General features: G+C 63.6%; 18 protein-coding genes and 1 riboswitch. Of the genes, 10 read left to right on the top strand and 8 right to left on the bottom strand.

The genetic code is table 11. The annotated features are described in order from the left end of the window. Positions 1 to 11 precede the first annotated feature (11 nt). A complete protein-coding gene (cuyA, locus tag Mame_RS21530; protein ID WP_018064347.1) occupies positions 12 to 1,037 on the bottom strand; it encodes a D-cysteate sulfo-lyase in 1,026 nt (341 codons plus the stop codon). A 112-nt stretch (positions 1,038 to 1,149) separates the two neighbouring features. Here cuyA and Mame_RS21525 point away from each other — a divergent pair, with 112 nt between their 5' ends. Continuing rightward, positions 1,150 to 2,073 carry a LysR family transcriptional regulator gene (locus Mame_RS21525; protein WP_018064348.1) on the top strand — a complete coding sequence of 308 codons (924 nt, stop codon included), beginning with the start codon at positions 1,150 to 1,152 and terminating at the stop codon, positions 2,071 to 2,073. 85 nt (positions 2,074 to 2,158) lie between these two features. On the opposite strand, the gene Mame_RS21520 is transcribed toward Mame_RS21525, so the two are convergent. Both Mame_RS21520 and Mame_RS21515 read right to left on the bottom strand, forming a co-directional pair. Next, positions 2,159 to 2,857 (bottom strand): RES family NAD+ phosphorylase, encoded by a 699-nt coding sequence (locus Mame_RS21520; RefSeq protein WP_018064349.1) that lies wholly within the window; start codon positions 2,855 to 2,857, stop codon positions 2,159 to 2,161. Positions 2,858 to 2,865: 8 nt separating this feature from the next. Further along, positions 2,866 to 3,279 carry an MbcA/ParS/Xre antitoxin family protein gene (locus tag Mame_RS21515; RefSeq protein ID WP_018064350.1) on the bottom strand — a complete coding sequence of 138 codons (414 nt, stop codon included), beginning with the start codon at positions 3,277 to 3,279 and terminating at the stop codon, positions 2,866 to 2,868. 154 nt (positions 3,280 to 3,433) lie between these two features. Between Mame_RS21515 and Mame_RS21510 the strand changes: the two genes are divergently transcribed. Then, a complete protein-coding gene (locus tag Mame_RS21510) occupies positions 3,434 to 3,787 on the top strand; it encodes a DUF6665 family protein (RefSeq protein WP_018064351.1) in 354 nt (117 codons plus the stop codon). A 96-nt stretch (positions 3,788 to 3,883) separates the two neighbouring features. On the opposite strand, the gene Mame_RS27710 is transcribed toward Mame_RS21510, so the two are convergent. Beyond that, positions 3,884 to 3,985 carry a DUF465 domain-containing protein gene (locus tag Mame_RS27710; RefSeq protein ID WP_418287800.1) on the bottom strand — a complete coding sequence of 34 codons (102 nt, stop codon included), beginning with the start codon at positions 3,983 to 3,985 and terminating at the stop codon, positions 3,884 to 3,886. A 326-nt stretch (positions 3,986 to 4,311) separates the two neighbouring features. On the opposite strand from Mame_RS27710, the gene purE reads away from it, so the two are divergent. From purE to Mame_RS21485, 4 genes are all read left to right on the top strand, one after another. After that, positions 4,312 to 4,821, top strand: coding sequence for a 5-(carboxyamino)imidazole ribonucleotide mutase (gene purE, locus Mame_RS21500; RefSeq protein WP_018064353.1), 510 nt, complete (start codon positions 4,312 to 4,314; stop codon positions 4,819 to 4,821). Continuing rightward, positions 4,818 to 5,891 (top strand): 5-(carboxyamino)imidazole ribonucleotide synthase, encoded by a 1,074-nt coding sequence (locus tag Mame_RS21495; protein WP_018064354.1) that lies wholly within the window; start codon positions 4,818 to 4,820, stop codon positions 5,889 to 5,891. Before purE ends, Mame_RS21495 begins: the two co-directional genes overlap by 4 nt. 127 nt (positions 5,892 to 6,018) lie before the next feature. After that, a complete protein-coding gene (gene ykgO / locus Mame_RS21490) occupies positions 6,019 to 6,144 on the top strand; it encodes a type B 50S ribosomal protein L36 (protein WP_018064355.1) in 126 nt (41 codons plus the stop codon). 68 nt (positions 6,145 to 6,212) lie between these two features. Next, a complete protein-coding gene (locus Mame_RS21485) occupies positions 6,213 to 6,803 on the top strand; it encodes a tetratricopeptide repeat protein (RefSeq protein ID WP_079920961.1) in 591 nt (196 codons plus the stop codon). 6 nt (positions 6,804 to 6,809) lie between these two features. On the opposite strand, the gene Mame_RS21480 is transcribed toward Mame_RS21485, so the two are convergent. The 3 genes from Mame_RS21480 to Mame_RS21470 all read right to left on the bottom strand — a co-directional run bounded on the left by Mame_RS21480 (position 6,810) and on the right by Mame_RS21470 (position 8,897). After that, complete coding sequence (locus Mame_RS21480) at positions 6,810 to 7,013, bottom strand: hypothetical protein (protein WP_018064357.1); 204 nt, start codon at positions 7,011 to 7,013, stop codon at positions 6,810 to 6,812. A 153-nt stretch (positions 7,014 to 7,166) separates the two neighbouring features. Further along, positions 7,167 to 8,111, bottom strand: coding sequence for an ABC transporter substrate-binding protein (locus Mame_RS21475; RefSeq protein ID WP_018064358.1), 945 nt, complete (start codon positions 8,109 to 8,111; stop codon positions 7,167 to 7,169). A 30-nt stretch (positions 8,112 to 8,141) separates the two neighbouring features. After that, the gene (locus tag Mame_RS21470) at positions 8,142 to 8,897 is read right to left on the bottom strand and encodes an ABC transporter permease (RefSeq protein WP_018064359.1); all 756 of its coding nucleotides are present in this window, start codon (positions 8,895 to 8,897) and stop codon (positions 8,142 to 8,144) included. 66 nt (positions 8,898 to 8,963) lie between these two features. Next, positions 8,964 to 9,065, bottom strand: a riboswitch (TPP riboswitch). Positions 9,066 to 9,279: 214 nt separating this feature from the next. Here Mame_RS21470 and Mame_RS21465 point away from each other — a divergent pair. After that, positions 9,280 to 10,608, top strand: a complete 1,329-nt coding sequence (locus tag Mame_RS21465; RefSeq protein WP_018064360.1) for a sugar porter family MFS transporter — start codon at positions 9,280 to 9,282, stop codon at positions 10,606 to 10,608. 101 nt (positions 10,609 to 10,709) lie between these two features. Here Mame_RS21465 and Mame_RS21460 read toward each other — a convergent pair whose 3' ends face one another. Next, complete coding sequence (locus Mame_RS21460) at positions 10,710 to 11,768, bottom strand: lysine-2,3-aminomutase-like protein (protein ID WP_018064361.1); 1,059 nt, start codon at positions 11,766 to 11,768, stop codon at positions 10,710 to 10,712. A gap of 211 nt (positions 11,769 to 11,979) precedes the next feature. Here Mame_RS21460 and ehuR point away from each other — a divergent pair, with 211 nt between their 5' ends. From ehuR to Mame_RS21445, 3 genes are read left to right on the top strand one after another with little or no spacing between them, the layout of a single operon-like run. Continuing rightward, entirely contained in the window at positions 11,980 to 13,368 is a 1,389-nt protein-coding gene (ehuR, locus tag Mame_RS21455) for a MocR-like ectoine utilization transcription factor EhuR (RefSeq protein ID WP_018064362.1), read from the top strand. A 4-nt stretch (positions 13,369 to 13,372) separates the two neighbouring features. Then, a complete protein-coding gene (gene fdhD / locus Mame_RS21450; protein WP_085986556.1) occupies positions 13,373 to 14,185 on the top strand; it encodes a formate dehydrogenase accessory sulfurtransferase FdhD in 813 nt (270 codons plus the stop codon). Further along, on the top strand, positions 14,175 to 14,750 hold the full coding sequence (locus Mame_RS21445; protein WP_026173400.1) for a nucleotidyltransferase family protein: 576 nt from the start codon (positions 14,175 to 14,177) through the stop codon (positions 14,748 to 14,750). Before fdhD ends, Mame_RS21445 begins: the two co-directional genes overlap by 11 nt. Positions 14,751 to 14,972 lie beyond the last annotated feature (222 nt).

The following is a 14,972-nucleotide window of genomic DNA, read 5'->3' as shown; positions in this document are numbered from 1 at the left end:
GAAATGACCTTCTATTCGGCGGCGACGGGGGTAGTATGATCGAAGGCGAAAGCGCTTGTATAGCCAAACAATCCTGCCGAACCGCCGGTATGGAGAAAAACGATCTTTTCACCTTTCTTGAACATGCCCTTGCGGATCAGGTCGATCAGGCCGGCAGCGCCCTTGCCCGAATAGACCGGGTCCAGAAGGATGCCTTCGACCTGGGCGAACATCTCGATCGCCTCGATCGTGGAGGGGGCGGGGATGCCGTAGCCCTCGCCGACATAATCGGTATTGGCGACCACATCCTCGCGGGCGACGACGCCCGGGCAGCCGAGCTTTTCGGCGGTCGCAAGGGCAAGCTTGTAGACGTTTTCCTCCTGTTTCGGCTTCGGCGCGCGCACGCCGATGCCCAAGAGCGGGATTTGCGCGTTGGTTGCCTTGAGGCCGACGATCAGGCCCGCCTGGGTGCCGGCGCTGCCGGTGGCGTGCACCAGATGATCGATCGCGAGATCGCGCTCATTGGCCTGATAGACCAGTTCCAGCGCGCAATTGGCATAGCCGAGCGCGCCGGTCGCATTCGAGCCGCCGCCGGGGATGGTGTAGACCGTCTTGCCGGTCTTGCGGATCTCGTCGGCGACAGCTTCCATCTCGGCATTCATGTCCAGCCCGCCGGGGCGCTTTTCGGCGGTGGCGCCGTGGAGGTAGTCGAGGAAGACGTTGCCGTTTTCATTGTAGTTCGGGTCGTTGGAGCCGGTGCGGTCCTCAAGCAGGACATGGCAGGCCATGCCGAGCTTGGCGGCGGCGGCGGCCGTCTGGCGGGCATGGTTGGACTGCGTTGCGCCCTGGGTCATCACCACGTCGGCTTTCATCGCCTGGGCTTCGGCCATCAGGAATTCCAGCTTGCGGGTCTTGTTGCCGCCGGTCGAAAGCCCGGTGCAATCGTCGCGCTTGATCCAGATTTCGGGGCCGCCGAGTTCCGCCGTCAGGCGGTCGAGCCGCTCCAGAGGCGTTGGCAGGTGGGCCAGATGAACGCGGGGAAAACGGGCGAGATGCATGGAAACCAACCTTGATCAAATTGCGTGATTTCAAATCTTGCGCATTTCCTTTCGTTGATCAAATGCCGTTTTCGCGCGATAAAATGCAAGGTGTGCATATTAGGAGGCTTTCATGCGGCTTGAATGGCTCGAGGATATCCTGGCGGTGGTGGAGACCGGATCGTTCAATGCGGCCGCCGCGCGGCGCAACGTCACTCAGCCGGCCTTCTCGCGCCGTATCCGCGCGATCGAGGATTATGTCGGCGCCGAATTGTTCGATCGGGACCGCAAGCCCGTCGGCCTCAAGCCGTCGATCTCCGCCCAGCAGGAGGAGATCAAGCGGCTGGTCTCCGAGATGAAGGACCTGCTTTACGAACTGCGTCGGCAGGGGCGCGAGGCCAACAACCGCATCGTGATTGCGAGCCAGCACGCGATCACCACGTCGCGAGCCCCGGGCATCATCGAGGCGTTCTCGAACACGATCGACGTCAGCGTGCGCCTGCGCTCGGCCAATCGCGACGAGTGTCTGGCGCTGCTGATGACCAAGCAGGCCGATCTTCTGCTGAACTACCAGTCGGTGGCCGAGGCAGCGGCGGAGACCGAGGACTATCTCGAACGGGTCAATCTCGGCACGGAAGCCTTTATCCCGGTGTTCGCCACCCATGGTCTCGGCGTGCTGAACGACAGTTATGCGCGCGGCGAACTGCCGGTGATCGCCTATCCGAGCGACGCCTTTCTCGGCCGGATTTTCAACGAGGAGGTGATGCCGCAGGTCCCGAGCGGCGAGTTCGTCCGCCGCAAGGTCGAGACCGCGCTGACGCTGGCCGCCCTGCAATTCGCGATCAGCGGCGTCGGCGTCGCCTGGGTGCCGGAAAGCATTGCCAGGGACGCGATCCGCGCCGGCCTGCTCTTCGACCTCCGAGACGTGCTGCCTCACACGCTGCTGACGGTGGCGGCGGTGCGCCTGGCAGGCGGCCACACGGCGGTGCAGGACCTGATCTGGACGGAAATCAATGCCTTCGGAAAGGCGCCAGCGGAGCCAGAGCATTTCCGTTGAAAACCGGATCACCGGAAATGCTCTATCTGTTTGTTTTCACGTGCGTCCGGACGGAGAACCGGTATCCACTTTTCCTGGACGCGCTCTAATCGACCACGGCGAATAGCTCGCCGGTGCCGAGGTTCTTGACCGTGGCAACGTTTGCACCGTCCCAGTAATAGGAAAAATGCTGCCCCTGCACCGGTATTCCGGCGACATCCGGCCAGAACAGGGCGACCGCCGCGCCATCCGGATATCTGACGCTGCGATAGAGTATGCCGTTCGCATTTTCCGCGTGGAGTTCCGCGCCCAGCGCCTGCGGCCTGCGATAGTCGTCGGGATCGTAGAGTTCGGCAAAACGCGTCCGGTCGCTGACATCGTGGAGATCGGCGCCGAGCGTGCCGACGAGTTCGCGAAAATCGGAAGTCCAGCCGGGAGTCTGGTTCGTGGCCGCCATGAATATGGCATGGTGATGTATGGTCTCGAACAGCGCGACCTCGATCCGGTCGCCGGCATAATAGACGCCGAACGAACCGTCACTGAACCGGCTCGGCCGGTCCGTCGAGGTGTGGACGAAGGGCGCCATCGCCCATGACGCGCCTTCTCCGGCAACACGGCGCTCGGGCGGCACCAGATCGAGCATGCCGACGCTCTGGCTGACGCGCGGATTGGTCTTGGCCTCGGCCGACAGGATCGCGTCCCAGTCGGCCGGATCGGCGATATCCTCGAACAGATCGATCGGCGGGAAACGCGAACGGATGATCCGGTGGGTCTTTGCCCACCGCACGCGCACGATATCGGGCATGGTCAAGCTCAGCCGCCCCGGATGCTGTCGAGATAACGCCGCACCCGCATGATATCGGTCAGTTCGCCGCCAAGCATGACGTCAAGCGCCGATGCGCCGCCGAAAGCCGCGTTTTCCCGCCGCACCCAGCCATAGACCCGGTCCGTGTCCGTGAAGATGATCCGGAGCGCCTTGTGAATGCCCATCAGGTTGGAAAGCCGGGCCTTGAGGTCGCGGGGGATGCGCCCGATATCGCCGCCCTTCCAGCGCGCCCAGGTGCGCGGCGACAACCCGCCCAGCAGGATGCAGGCCTGGCTGTCGCTGACCCGCCAGCGCGAAAACAGATTGACCGTCGCCCGCGCCATCGCCTGTCCCTCCGCCTCGGTAATCTCGGGGGCGGCGGCCTGATGCGCGGTTTTTTCGATTACTTGCAGATGGGGCATGTTTGATCCCGTTATTGCAGTTTGGCAAAATATAGGTCTTATAACGCCATATGACAAGTCTGCCGGACATTTACGGTTGGCCCGCTTTTGGTTTCAAACCCTTGACCTCGTGCATTCATCTTCCGATCTTCGGGGAAGACGCAAGGAAAAGATCATGGCCACCAGGAAACCGATATTGCCGGGCACCAGCAGCAGGCCGCTCGATCCCGATCTGGACGCCCTGCAATACGAAATCATGCAGGAAACGGCGCAGGCGTTGGGGCGGATCGGCGGACGGCTGGAGGAGGCGCTGGCAGCGCTCAGACGCCACGACGAGACGCCGGGCTCCAATCAGGACCGTGACGAACTGGTGCAGGCGGCGGCCGACCGCGCTTTCGCGCTGTTCATCCAGCGCGATTATCTGGGACTTCGCACCGATCACCATTTGAAATCGACCTACGACATACCGCGCGAGGTGATGCTCAGGATCGGGGTGATGAAGAAGCGGGAGAAGGACGACGGGGTTTAAATATAGCGGGGGCTTCGAGCCATCGGTCAGAAACGCGTTGCGCAAAACAAAAACGCCCCGGTTTTGGGCCGGGGCGTTTGAGGACAGGGGGGTGTCTTAAGTAGCGGAGTGATGGAGGCGTTCAATCTCGTCTTTCAGGTGAAGTTTCCTGCGTTTGATCGATGCGATTTCCTGGTCGTGGCTGGACGGCGAAGCCATTATGTCGTGAAGCTTCCTCTCAAGTTCGGAATGTTTTTCCTCGAGTGCGGCAAGATGCGTCTGAACTGTCATTGCACACGTCCTTCCTTTGGTTTCGCGCCGCCGGATGCGGCGCCTCGTCATCAAAGTGCAATATCAGCATGCCATGATCGAAGACGTTTGTCGAAGGCGGAAATGTGATTTTGTGAGGGCATTTTGCCCCTGGCACGCGTGATCTCCCCGGCGCCTTGCTTTTCACCGAAAACGATTGATGCTAGAGCGTGTTTCGCCCGAAACGACGCATGGTCGGCGCGTGCCACATTCGTCGAATTTGTTGAAACAATGGAATGCCGATGAGCCCGATCAAGAATCCGCCTGTCGCCATCGTCATGGGGTCCCAGTCCGACTGGGAAACGATGAAGAACGCCGCCGACATTCTCGATATTCTCGACATCGATTACGATGCGCGGATCGTCTCCGCCCACCGCACGCCGGACCGCATGTATGAGTTCGCCCGCAGCGCCCGCGCCGAGGGTTTTCAAATCATCATCGCAGGCGCCGGCGGGGCGGCCCATCTGCCGGGCATGATGGCGGCGCTGACGCCGCTGCCGGTCTTCGGCGTACCTGTTCAGTCGCGCGCGCTCTCCGGCCAGGACAGCCTGTTGTCGATCGTGCAGATGCCGGCGGGCATACCCGTCGGAACGCTCGCCATCGGCAAGGCCGGCGCGGTCAATGCTGCGCTTCTGGCCGCAGCGGTTCTGGCGCTTGCCGATCCCGAGCTTGCGGGCCGGCTGGATGAATACCGCGTGCGCCAGGCGGCAAGCGTTGCCGAATACCCCATCGACAAGGACGAATGAGTTTCATGAAAACCATCGGTATCATCGGCGGCGGCCAGCTTGGCCGTATGCTGGCCATGGCGGCCGCCCGGCTTTCGATCCGCACCGTTATTCTGGAACCGCAGGAAGATTGCCCGGCCGCGCAGGTCGCAAACCGCCATATCGTGGCGGCCTATGATGACGAGGCGGCGCTTTTTGAACTTGCCGGCGCCTGTGAAGTGATCACCTATGAATTCGAAAACGTGCCGGAGAAAAGCGCGGCGATTCTCTCCGGCGAACGGCCGGTCTACCCGCCGGCGCGCGCGCTTTCCGTTTCGCAGGATCGCCTCACCGAGAAGACCTTCCTCAACGACAGCGACATCGCCACCGCCGGGTTCCGTGCGGTCGATACGGCCGAGGATCTTGCCGCGGCGCTCGAGACATTTGGCGGACGCGGCGTGTTGAAGACCCGGCGCTTCGGCTATGACGGCAAGGGTCAGTGGGTGTTTGACGGCAGCGACAATAACCCGGAGGCCGCTTTTGCAGCGCTTGATGGCGCGCCCGCGATCTTCGAGGAGTGGATCGATTTCGACCGCGAGATCTCGGTGATTGCGGCGCGCGGCATGGACGGCACGATCGTTTGCTTCGACCCGGCCGAAAATGTGCACCGCGAGGGCATTCTGCGGACATCCACCGTCCCGGCCAATGTGTCTTCGCAGACCGGCGCGGCTGCCCGCGCGGCAGCGGAGCGGCTTCTGATCGGGCTCGATTATGTCGGCGTGCTGGGGCTGGAACTGTTCGTCGCCCGAGACGGCAGGCTGATCGCCAACGAATTCGCGCCGCGCGTCCACAATTCCGGCCACTGGACCGAGGCGGCCTGCGTTCTCTCCCAGTTCGAGCAGCATATCCGGGCCGTTTGCGGCCTGCCGCTGATCGACCCCGTCCGCCACAGCGATTGCGTTATGCACAACATCGTCGGCGACGATATGGAGCGGATTCCGCAGTGGATGACGACCGAAGGCGCGCTCGTGCATCTCTATGGCAAGGCCGAAACCCGGGCAGGGCGGAAAATGGGCCATGTCACCGTTCTGGAAAAGCGTCGTGACGGTTGACTTGGCGGCGATCATTCGCTAGGTAGCGGCCACTGTCGGGCGCGCTTTTTCAAGGCGCGCCTTTGAATATCAATACTGACCGCCTTTACTGATCAGTCGAGAGCGGCACAAACAGCGGATCGAAAACATGAAGATCAAGAATTCGCTCAAGGCGCTCAAGTCCCGTCACCGGGAAAACCGTCTGGTGCGCCGCAAGGGCCGGGTATACATCATCAACAAGCAGAATCCGCGCTTCAAGGCCCGTCAGGGCTGAGAAAATCAGCGCATTATCTGTTTGAATTTTCGCCATGACGGGGTACCATTCCCGTCATGCGCTTTTCTATGTCCGCCATTCTGATACTCGCCGCTCTGGCCACCGGCCCGCTGCCGGCGCTTGCCCAAGGCAACGCCGCGGACGAACAGGTTTCCGCGATGCCGGATGCGCTTGTCGAGTCCGACCCGCTTGACAGGCTTTACGACCGGCTGAAACGCACAAGCGATGCCGGACGGGCGGCCGACCTTGCCCGCCAGATCGACGAATATCTCGACCGCTCGCCAAGCCCCACGGTTTCCCTGCTGATCGAATGGTCGGATGATTCGGAAAACAATGGCCGCAGCGCAGCGGCGCTCGATTTCCTGTCGGAGGCGATTGCGCTGAGGCCGGACGAGGCAGCCCCCTACCGCAAGCGCGCGGTGCTTCATTACACCCATGGCGATCTCGAACGCGCCATGGACGATATCCGCACATCGCTGTCGCTGGAGCCGCGCGATTTCGGAGCGCTCGGCCTGATGGCGACGATCCTCGACAGGACCGGGCGGCAAGAGGCGGCGGTCGAGGTATGGCGGCGGTATCTCGAACTCTATCCCGCCGACCGCGATGTCGCGGCCTTTGTGGAAAGCACGCTGAACGAGCGTGCCGGCAAGCGGATTTAACGGACTTCAGAAATGCATGACGTGGCGCAGCACCCGGTAGAGGAGGTGGAGCGCCAGCAGCCCCGCGCCGACGGCGATCGTCAGGTGCGAAAGCGGGCTCAAAAGGCTGCCCTCGATCGTGCCCGCGACGTCGGGATATTGATAGAGCAAGATGCGGATGGTGAGGCCCGCAAGCCCGACCACCACCAGCACAAGGCCGGCAAGTTTCATGATCCGATCTCCTGTCGCAAAAGGGGTAGAGATCGGTCTTTGCATGGCGGTATCGCCGCAATTGTCGTCACAAAAGACCGAAACAGCGAGGCGGCCCGCAAGCCGCCTCTTTCACTTCTTTATAATGTGCTTTTGTGGCGATTTAAGGCCGGTTCATTTTTGCTGCGATAGCGAGACGGAGATTGCATCGACCGGCGGCGCTTCGGAGATCAGCCCGTTTTCCGCCATGAACGCGCCGAAACGTTCATACCGCTCGGCATCGGAGGCGGCGGGACGCTTGGCGAAGCGGACGATCGATTCGGCGAAGGCCTGGCGGTTCAGCTCGTCGTCGAGATCGGGATAGGCCTTGGCAAAGCTCTCCCATGCCGCCTCTGGATGGTTGACGATGAAGACCGTCGCCTTTTCCACAGCATCGAGGAAGCGTGGCAGCCGGTCATCGTCAAGCATGTCGCTGCGGGTCACGTAGATCAGCTCGTCATAGACCGGCACGCCATGCTCTTCCGGGAAGAAGGCCTTGCCCTCGTGGCCAGCGATCCGCATCTGCGGCAGCTCGATATTGCGGAACGAGCCGATGGTCGCGTCGACCTGTTGCGAAAGCAGCGATTGCGTGAGCGCGAAATTGACATTGATCAGGGTGATGTCGTCCTTGGTGAGGCCGGCGTTTTCAAGCATCGTGGCCACCACCGCATCCTCGATACCGGCCACCGAGAAGCCGATCTTCTTGCCCTTCAGGTCGGCGACGGATTTGATCGGCCCGTCTTTCAGCACCGTCAGCGTGTTGAGGGGCGTCGAGACCAGTGTGCCGAAGCGGACGATATCAATGCCGGCCTCGTGATCGAGATAGAGATTGGGCTGGTAGTGAATGCCGATATCAACCTTGCCGGTCGCCACCATGCGCGGCACCATCGACGGGTCGGATGGCGGCACCAGTTCCACGTCGAGCCCCTCATCGGCGAAATAGCCGTTTTCGGCGGCGATCACCAGCGGCGCGTGGTCGGGGTTTACATACCATTCGAGGATCACGTCGAGCTTATCGGCGGCGCTCGCCAGCCCGGGAGCCAGGGCGAGAGCGGCGGCGAATGCGAGTTTCTTCAGCATGTCATTCTCCTGTTCGGTTGCGCCGGTCGCTCAATCCTCATGCGACCAGCGGGTGAAGAAGGGGGCGGCGAGATCCACCGCCTTTCGAAAAAGCACGGCCTCGAGCGCGAGGATCAGCATGGCGGCGAACACGGTCTCGCTCTGCATGCGGGCATTGGCCTGGACCATGAGAAAGCCGAGCCCGCCGGCTGACCCCACCCATTCGCCCACCACCGCGCCGAGCGGCGCGAGCGGGGCCGCGATCCTGAGGCCGGAAAACAGATGCGGCATTGCCAGGGGCAGGCGGATGTGGCGCAACATCTCGAAATGCCCCGCGCCATCGAGCAGGGCCGCGGCCACGATCTCCGGGTCGGTGCGCCTCAGCCCGTCGGCAAAACTGGAGGCGACGGGGAAGAACACGATGATGGTCGTCATCACCACCTTGGAGGCGATGCCGAAGCCAAACCAGAGCACCAGCATCGGCGCGATCACGAAGACCGGAAAGGATTGCAGCACCACCAGAACGGGCCAGATGAAACGGCCGATGCGGGGAAAGGCGGCAATGAAAATCGCCGCCGCCGCGCCGAAGACCGCGCCCATGGCAAAACCCGCCAGGATTTCCCTGAGCGTCACCAGCGCCTCTTCTAGCAGCATCGCGTGGGCGGTCTGGAACTTCGCCAGCACGGCAAGCGGCGGCGGCAGGATATAGCGCGGCAGCTCGCCGAAAACGATGATCGCCTGCCAGAGCACAAGAAGCCCGGACACGATCGCGCAAAAGGTGAGTGTCGCCGAAAGGGTGCGCTTCAATCCCGCTCTCCCCGGCAGAACCGGGCAGCGGAGGCGTCAATAGAGGCTGATTTTCTGGGCGTGTCGCTCAAGACCAAACTCCGTTCCTACGCCGGCATAACCCGGATCAGGTTCAAGGGTTCGGCCATCGGCCATCTCAGTGTCACGGACACACCCCTCGGATGCGTCCTCTATGCCGCGCGATCGTGCGTCGGTCAAGGGGCTCGGCGGCGAAGTCGGGAACGCCGCTAATATAAACGCTAAGGTCCAAAAGGATTTGACAACGGGTGCCGTTTCGACTTTCAACTTTTGGTATAAGGCCGTTTGCGGTTTTCAGCGGCGGTTCATAAAAAGGGTCATAAGAGGGGAAGGCGGCAGCGGCCGTCCAAGCGGAGGAAAACCCATGCTCATCGCCATCGTCATTGTGGCAGCGCTGTTCGGCATGCTCTTCGGTTTCGACCAGGGCGTGATTTCCGGGGCTCTGCCGTTCATCAAGCAGGATTTCACGGTTTCGGCCTTCATGGAGGGGGTGATCACCTCGGCCGTGCCGCTCGGCGCGGTGGCGGGCACGCTGCTTGCCATGGTCACCACCGACCGCTACGGGCGCAAGCCGATGCTGATTCTCGGCGCGCTGATCTTTCTGGTCGGCTCGCTGATTTCCGCGCTCGCCTTCAACCAGTATGTGCTGACCCTTGCCCGCCTGTTGATCGGCGTCGGCATTGGCGCCTCGGCGATGACCGCGCCGATGTTTCTGGCGGAAGTCGCGCCGGCGCGCATTCGCGGCACCATCGTCTCCGCCTTCCAGTTGATGATCACCATCGGCATCATGGTCTCCTACATGTCGGACGCGGCCTTTGGCGGTTCGGGCGACTGGCGCTGGATGATCGGCGTCGGCGTGTTCCCGTCGATCGTGGCGCTGATCGGCATCCTGCTGTCGCCGGAAACGCCGCGCTGGCTGACGCTCAATTCCAATGCCGACAAGGCGCGCGATATCATCGCGAAACTGCAGCCGGAATCTTCGCCCGCCGAGGTCGATGAGATCATCGCCGAGATCCAGGAAAGCGCCAAGGACGAGGAGGCGACCCCGGCGTGGAGCACCTTCCTGAAGCGCGGCATCCTGCCGGTGACGAGCTTCGCCATGATCGTGTTCGTGCTGCAGCAGCTTTCCGGCATCAACGCGATCATCTATTACGCCCCGGAAATCTTCAAGAATGCCGGATTTTCGGGCACCACGACCGATCTTCTGGCCACCGTCGGCATCGGCGTCGTCAATGTCGCGCTGACCGTGGTCGCGATGTATCTGGTGGAAAGCATGGGCCGGCGCAAGCTGCTGATCCTCGGCTTCATCGGAACCGCGGCGTCGATGGCGCTGGTGACCGTGGCGACGATGATGGATGTCGCGGCAACCCCCTATCTCGCCATGATCGGCATCTTCACGTTCATCGCCTTTTTCGCCGTCAGTCTCGGCCCGTTGCCCTGGCTCTATATGGCGGAGCTGTTTCCGCTCAGGCTGCGTCCGCGCGGCATGGCGCTCGCCTCGATTGCCAACTGGTTCTTCAACTTCCTGGTGGCGCTGACGTTTCCGGAATTGCTGGCGAGCATCGGCATTGTCGGGACCTTCGCGATCTTCACCTTCTTCTGCGTCGTCGGCATCGTCTACGCGATCGCCGCAGCGCCCGAGACCAAGGGCATCACGCTGGAGGAAATCGAGGCGCGCACCATCGGCGCCTGAGGGCGGCGCAGCGTCCCTCCAAAGGAAGCAATCCTCGCCCTGGCCTTCGCTCAGGGCGAGGCACAACGGAGATGACGCACCCGGCGCGGCCAGACTGGCGTTTACCGCCAGTCGGAATAGGAATGTTTTCCTCCCCGGTAATCCGTGACCTCGTATTCGTCGGCACCCATTTCCTCCAGATAGGAAGGTCCGATCGGCGCCTTGCCCTGGCCGCCCGGAATATCGAGCACATAGGTCGGCAGGCAGAGCCCCGAGATACTGCCTTGCAGCGCCCGCATCAGCGCCTGGCCGCGCGCGATCGGCACGGCGAAATGGGCGACGCCCTTGGCCTTGTCGAGATGGTGCAGGTAATACGGCTTGACCCGGTTGGCGAGGAGCGCCTTGAACAGGGCCGCCAGCGTTTCGGCGTCGTCGTTGATGCCCTTCAGCAGCACGGTCTGGGCGAACAGTGGAATGCCGCCATCGGCAAGGCGGGCGAGCCCACCGCGCACCGCCTCCGTCAGCTCGCGCGGATGATTGACGTGGATGACGATATTGACGGTCTTGCCGGCCCGCTTCAGCGCGTCGACCAGACCGTCGGTGATGCGCTCGGGCGTGACCAACGGCGCGCGGGTGTGGATGCGGATCACGGCGACATGGTCGATCTCGCCGAGCGAGCGCATCAGCGCGGCAAGCCTGCGGTCGGAAAGCACCAGCGGATCGCCGCCCGACAGGATCACCTCCCAGATTTCGCTATGGGCGCGGATATAGTCGAGCGCCGCCGCAAGCTCCTCCCTGTCAAGCGCCGCCTCCGGCTCGCCCACGGTTTCGCGGCGGAAGCAGAAACGGCAATAGACCTGGCAGGCGTGGGTTGGCTTCAGAAGCACACGGTCGGGATAGCGGTGGGTGACGCCCTTGGCGCGCTCGAACGCGCCGTCGCCGATCGGGTCGTCCATCTCGCCGTCATAGGCTTGAAGCTCGCGCGCATCCGGCACGAACTGGCGCGCCAGCGGATCATCGGCGGCCAGCGTGTCGATCGCCGACAGGATATGGGCCGGAATGCGGATGCGGAAATCCTCGGCAACCCGCGCGATATCGCCCGCCGCATTCGCCGGCACGAGCCCGCGCGCCACCAGCGCATCGGTGTCGGTTATCACGGTTTTCGCTTTGCTCTCGGACATGGCCGCCCCGGTCGCCGGTTTTGTTCAGGGCCTTCTAAACGGTTTGCGGCGCCAAGCAAAGCCGTGTGGGTCCGGTCCGGCGCGCGTCCTTTCCAAACCCCGTCGGATGTTTCGAAAGCGTTAAGCATTCCACGGCTTTGGCGTTGCCTTTCCGCAATCCGCTCTCGGTCCGGCGCTTGTCATTGTCTCGGATTTGCCCCACCATCCGGAGATGACAAAATGGCGCCCGAACCCCCGGCTGATCAAGCGGCCGGCCTATCTCTCCATTGCCGAACAGATCGCGGCAGCCGTGCGCAGCGGCCTGCTGATCGATGGCATGCGCCTGCCGCCGCAGCGCGAGATGGCGGCCGATCTCAAGGTGTCGGTGCAGACGATCAGCCGCGCCTATGAGGAGTTGACGCGGCGCGGCATGGTGGTCGGCGAGGTCGGGCGCGGGTCCTACATCAAGGCGGAACCGGTGGCGCCGGAGCGGCCGTATCTCACCGAGGGCGGCAGCGGCGTCATCGACCTTTCGATCCTGAAGCCGGTTTGCGAGAGCCGCAGCCTTGCCAAGTTCCGCGCGGCCTTCGCCGAACTCGGCGCCACCATGCCGCCGGAACTGGCGTTCTCGATGATGCCCAACGCGCTGTTCCAGCGCTACCGCATGGCCGGCGTCAACTGGCTGGCAGCCTGCGGGCTGAAGGCGCCGGCCCACGGCATCACGGTCACCAACGGTTCCAGCGATGCGATGACGGCGGCGTTCATGAGCGTGGTGCCGGCCGGCGGCGCGCTGGCGGTGGAGGCGCTGACGCACCCGATGGTGCGACCGCTCGCCGGCTATCTCGGCATCGATCTCGAAGGCGTGGAGGTGGATGGCGAGGGCATCGTGCCGGCCGCGCTGGAAGCCGTTGCCGGCCGGAAGCGTCTGCGGGCGATCTTCCTCCAGCCATCGGCCGCCGGTCCGCAGGCGCTAGTGATGAGCGCGCCGCGCCGCCGCGCGATTGCGGCGATTGCCCGCAGGCTCGATCTCGCCATCATCGAAAACGATGTGCTGGGACCGCTCGTCGAAAACCGCCCGCCGCCGGTCGCCGCTTTCGCGCCGGAGCGCACGGTCTACATGACCGACCTGTCCAAGAACACGATCCCGGGGCTGCGCTGCGGCTTCGTGGCCGCCCCTGATCGCTTTGCCGCCGCCGTTTCCAACCGTTATCTCGCGGCGAACTGGGTGGCGACGCCGGTTATGGCGGAGATCGCCAGCCGCTGGATCCTCGATGGCACTGCGATCGAACTCGTCAACTGGCAGCGCCAGGCGCTGATGCGCCGTCGCGCGATCGCGGAAAAAGCGCTCGCCGGCATCGCCTGCCGGATGACGCCCGGCGCGCTGCATGTCTGGATACCGCTGCCGGAGGGCCTCACCGAGGCGGCGATGGTCGAGCGGGCGAAAAGCCGGGGCGTTGCTGTCGCGGCCGGGTCGAGCTTCCATGTCGGCCGCGCGGCCGCGCCGCCGGCGATCCGGGTGGCGCTTGCCGCCTCGAGCGAGCTCGAACTCGCCTCGTCGTTGGCGCTGGTCGCGGCCATCCTGAAGGGCGAGCGGCAGCTTCCCAAACCGGTGATGGTGTAAGGCGATGGCCGGAGCCCCCCTGAAGCCCCTGTTTACCCATGGAAGCCGTGAAGAGGCGGCCGACCGGCCCCTTGCCGCCGAGATGGCGGTGGCGATAAGCTATGGCGGTTCCACCCATGCGGTGATGATGGCGACGCCCGAAGATCTCATCGATTTCGCCTATGGCTTCAGCCTGACGGAAGGCATCATCAGGGATGCTCGGGAGATCGAGGCGGTCGATGTCGTTGCCTTCGACAAGGGCATCGATGTGCAGATTACGCTGCAGGCGGATCGCTCCGAGGCGCTTGCCGCCCGCCGCCGCTCCATGGCCGGGCCTGTCGGCTGCGGGCTTTGCGGGCTGGAGAGCATCGATGCGGCCGTGCGGGATGTGCCGAAAATCGCCGCCCCGGAGTTTCGCCTCCAGGTCGACGAGGTGGATGCCGCCGTGGAGGCGCTGTCGCGCGCGCAGCCGCTGTTTGCCGCCACCCGCGCGGTGCATGGCGCGGGCTTCTACCGTCCGGGCGACGGCATGCTGGCGGTGCGCGAGGATGTCGGCCGCCATAACGCGCTCGACAAGCTGATCGGCGCCCTGGCGCGCGAGGACATTGATGCAGGCGCGGGTGCGATCGTCGTCAGCAGCCGGCTCTCGGTGGAAATGGTGCAGAAGGCGGCGATTGCCGGCAGCCCGGTGCTGATCGCGATTTCCGCGCCAACGGCGCTTGCCGTCGAGACCGCCGAGGCCGCCGGCGTCACGCTGATTGCCACGGCGCGCGGCGACGGCTTCAGCGTCTACACCGGCGCCGACCGGATCGTCGCAGCGGGGTCCGATGAAGGCTGAACTATCAGAGGTCATGTCGGCGGTATCGGACAGTCCGCTTATCAGGCCGCTTCTTGAAAACTGGCGCCTGATCGACCTTCCGGATTGCTGGCTGGTGGCCGGCGCGCTGGCGCAGACGGTCTGGAACCGCCGGTTCGGGATGGACCCGGCGCACGGCATCGCGGATATCGATATCGTCTATTTCGATGCCACCGACCTGTCGGAACGGGCGGAAGCCCGCCATGCTGCCCGTATCCGCGCGGCTTTTTCCGCTCTGCCTGCCTGGATCGACGTCAAGAACCAGGCCCGGGTGCATCTCTGGTACGGCGACCGTTTCGGCTTCGACATCGAAGCATATGACAGCGTCTCGGAGGCGATCACGACCTTCCCGACCACAGCCACCGCCTTCGGCATCAGACCGACGGGCGAGGGCTTCGAATGCGATGCGCCCTTCGGTCTCGCCGATCTCCTCAACGCCGTCGTGCGCCCGAACAAGACACAGGTGTCCCGCGAGGCGTATGAGAACAAGGTTGAGCGCTGGAAGACGCTCTGGCCGGATCTGACGGTGATCGGCTGGGATGGGTGATCCGGTTTCTCAAACCAACAATCTCCCCCCTTGAGGGGCAGCGCTATCGCATATGACCTTCTCGCATAGCCCCCAATCTTCTCGCCCCGGAGGGGAGAGATGTCGCGACAGCGACAGTGAGGGGGGAGTCTATCCCCGCGAGCGCTCTCACGATCTGAAGCACTGCGCCACCCTCACTGCCCCTTTCGGGGCATCTCTCCCGCCAGCGGGAGAGAGTATTGG

Origin of the sequence: Martelella mediterranea DSM 17316 (assembly GCF_002043005.1) — a bacterium.
GTDB classification, from domain to species: Bacteria; Pseudomonadota; Alphaproteobacteria; order Rhizobiales; family Rhizobiaceae; genus Martelella; species Martelella mediterranea.
This window is presented reverse-complemented; position numbering and strand designations above follow the sequence as displayed.

What these genes read in the sequence shown, in the direction of transcription:
- Mame_RS21485 (WP_079920961.1), top strand. Translation starts at nt 6,213, where the DNA reads ATGTCCGCCATTCTGATACTCGCCGCTCTGGCCACCGGCCCGCTGCCG.
- ehuR (WP_018064362.1), top strand. Translation starts at nt 11,980, where the DNA reads ATGACAAAATGGCGCCCGAACCCCCGGCTGATCAAGCGGCCGGCCTAT.
- Mame_RS21460 (WP_018064361.1), bottom strand. Translation starts at nt 11,768, where the DNA reads ATGTCCGAGAGCAAAGCGAAAACCGTGATAACCGACACCGATGCGCTG.
- Mame_RS21510 (WP_018064351.1), top strand. Translation starts at nt 3,434, where the DNA reads ATGGCCACCAGGAAACCGATATTGCCGGGCACCAGCAGCAGGCCGCTC.
- Mame_RS21480 (WP_018064357.1), bottom strand. Translation starts at nt 7,013, where the DNA reads ATGAAACTTGCCGGCCTTGTGCTGGTGGTGGTCGGGCTTGCGGGCCTC.
- Mame_RS21445 (WP_026173400.1), top strand. Translation starts at nt 14,175, where the DNA reads ATGAAGGCTGAACTATCAGAGGTCATGTCGGCGGTATCGGACAGTCCG.
- Mame_RS21475 (WP_018064358.1), bottom strand. Translation starts at nt 8,111, where the DNA reads ATGCTGAAGAAACTCGCATTCGCCGCCGCTCTCGCCCTGGCTCCCGGG.
- Mame_RS21465 (WP_018064360.1), top strand. Translation starts at nt 9,280, where the DNA reads ATGCTCATCGCCATCGTCATTGTGGCAGCGCTGTTCGGCATGCTCTTC.
- Mame_RS27710 (WP_418287800.1), bottom strand. Translation starts at nt 3,985, where the DNA reads ATGGCTTCGCCGTCCAGCCACGACCAGGAAATCGCATCGATCAAACGC.
- fdhD (WP_085986556.1), top strand. Translation starts at nt 13,373, where the DNA reads ATGGCCGGAGCCCCCCTGAAGCCCCTGTTTACCCATGGAAGCCGTGAA.
- ykgO (WP_018064355.1), top strand. Translation starts at nt 6,019, where the DNA reads ATGAAGATCAAGAATTCGCTCAAGGCGCTCAAGTCCCGTCACCGGGAA.
- cuyA (WP_018064347.1), bottom strand. Translation starts at nt 1,037, where the DNA reads ATGCATCTCGCCCGTTTTCCCCGCGTTCATCTGGCCCACCTGCCAACG.
- Mame_RS21515 (WP_018064350.1), bottom strand. Translation starts at nt 3,279, where the DNA reads ATGCCCCATCTGCAAGTAATCGAAAAAACCGCGCATCAGGCCGCCGCC.
- purE (WP_018064353.1), top strand. Translation starts at nt 4,312, where the DNA reads ATGCCGATGAGCCCGATCAAGAATCCGCCTGTCGCCATCGTCATGGGG.
- Mame_RS21525 (WP_018064348.1), top strand. Translation starts at nt 1,150, where the DNA reads ATGCGGCTTGAATGGCTCGAGGATATCCTGGCGGTGGTGGAGACCGGA.
- Mame_RS21495 (WP_018064354.1), top strand. Translation starts at nt 4,818, where the DNA reads ATGAGTTTCATGAAAACCATCGGTATCATCGGCGGCGGCCAGCTTGGC.
- Mame_RS21520 (WP_018064349.1), bottom strand. Translation starts at nt 2,857, where the DNA reads ATGCCCGATATCGTGCGCGTGCGGTGGGCAAAGACCCACCGGATCATC.